The organism is Microcella sp. (assembly GCF_033763155.1).
Taxonomy (GTDB): Bacteria; Actinomycetota; Actinomycetes; order Actinomycetales; family Microbacteriaceae; genus Microcella.
Genome location: NZ_JANRKZ010000151.1, coordinates 1 through 1816 on the forward strand (window position 1 = coordinate 1; position 1816 = coordinate 1816).

Sequence of the window (1816 nt, forward strand, 5' to 3'; positions counted from 1 at the left end):
GTCAGGTTCGGATACTCCTCGAGGTGATCAAGCACGAGCCGTGTCGCGCGCTGCCGGGTTTCCTCCGGGATCTTCTTGGGCATGATGAATATTGTCCTTCCAGACTCGAAAGGAAACGGCATCAAACCGGGGACGGTTCAATGTGCACACCGCGCGCGCGGCGCCGCACGGGAATCACGTCGTGGTCGTGACCAGCGTGGTCGTGGCCCTCGTCACCGTGCCCGCGAAAACCCGATTGCTCGGCGTCGCGAAAGCTCAGGTCAGAGTGCGTCACACCGAGAATCCTAGAGAGAGCGCCTTGGCGCCGACTCTACGACTCGTCGGGTGTGGCCTGAGTCGTGATCGTTCCACTCGACACTCGCCGCGACGCTCGCTTACGCGTACCCGGTGCCGGCGGCTCGGGAAGTGCCTCGAGCACCGAGCCGAGCAACTGGTCAGCGGTCGTTGGGTCGATCGGGGCGCGGCTGCGACCGTGCTTCTTGACGACCGGAATGTCGAGCAAATCCACGGCGGGCGTCGTCGACTCGGGCTCGGCCGCTACGGGACCCGGCACCTCAATGGCCCCGGTCACGGGAGCATCGTGGTGCACCGTCTTCGCGGCGATCGCGGCGACCGCGCGACTCACGTCGTCGGTGATGGCATGCGCAGCCGTTGCGGCCCCTGACTTGGGTGTAGAACCGCGGCCCGAACCGTTGTTGGCTCCGCCCGAACCCGAACCATTGCCCGACCCGCCCCGACGTCGGCCATTCGAGCTGCCGATGCCGCCCCCGTTGGCGGCGGTGTCAGAACCCTGACGGTGGCGCACGACGGGCTCGTGATGCACGATGAGCCCGCGACCGGCGCATACCTCGCACGCTTCGCTAAAGGTTTCTAGAAGACCGAGACCCAAACGCTTGCGCGTCATCTGCACGAGCCCGAGGCTCGTGACCTCTGCCACCTGGTGCTTCGTGCGGTCGCGGCTCAAGCACTCCATCAAGCGGCGCAAGACCAGATCGCGGTTCGACTCAAGCACCATGTCAATGAAGTCAACGACGATGATGCCGCCGATGTCGCGCAGGCGAAGCTGGCGCACGAGTTCTTCTGCCGCTTCGAGGTTGTTCTTCGTCACGGTTTCTTCGAGGTTGCCGCCCGAGCCGACGAACTTGCCGGTGTTGACGTCGACCACGGTCATCGCTTCGGTGCGGTCGATGATGAGCGAACCGCCCGAGGGCAACCACACCTTGCGGTCGAGCGCCTTCTCGATTTGCTCCGAGATGCGGTACTCGTCGAAGGGGTCGTGGCTTCCCTCGTGCTTTTGCACGCGATCGAGAAGATCGGGAGCGACGCTGCGCAAGTAGGCCTCGATGGTCTGCTGGGCATCCGCGCCGCTAATCACGAGTGAGCGGAAGTCTTCGTTGAAGACGTCGCGAATGATCTTGATGAGCAGATCGGGCTCGCTGTGCAGCAGAGCGGGAGCCGGGGTCTTTTCGAGCTGCTGGCTGATATCGACCCATTGGCTCGTGAGGCGCTGCACGTCGAGCGTGAGCTGCTCTTCTGTCGCACCCTCGGCGGCCGTGCGCACGATGACGCCGACGTTTTCGGGCAAGACCTCTTTCAGGATCTTCTTGAGGCGAGCACGCTCGGTGTCGGGAAGCTTGCGGCTGATGCCGCTCATCGAACCGTTCGGCACGTAGACGAGGTAGCGACCGGGCAGGCTCACTTGGCTCGTGAGGCGAGCGCCCTTGTGTCCGATGGGGTCTTTCGTGACCTGCACGAGCACCTTGTCGCCGGGCTTGAGCGCGAGCTCGATGCGACGCGGCTGGGTCTTGCCGTCGCT

General features: G+C 64.3%; 2 protein-coding genes. Both read right to left on the bottom strand.

Going from position 1 to position 1816, the window contains the following annotated elements:
- Window positions 1-121: 121 nt before the first annotated feature.
- Complete coding sequence (locus SFU54_RS06160) at window positions 122-274, bottom strand: hypothetical protein (protein WP_319015410.1); 153 nt, start codon at window positions 272-274, stop codon at window positions 122-124.
- A gap of 36 nt (window positions 275-310) precedes the next feature.
- Window positions 311-1816: Rne/Rng family ribonuclease (locus SFU54_RS06165; protein WP_319015411.1), on the bottom strand; the 1506-nt coding region annotated here is incomplete at its 5' end.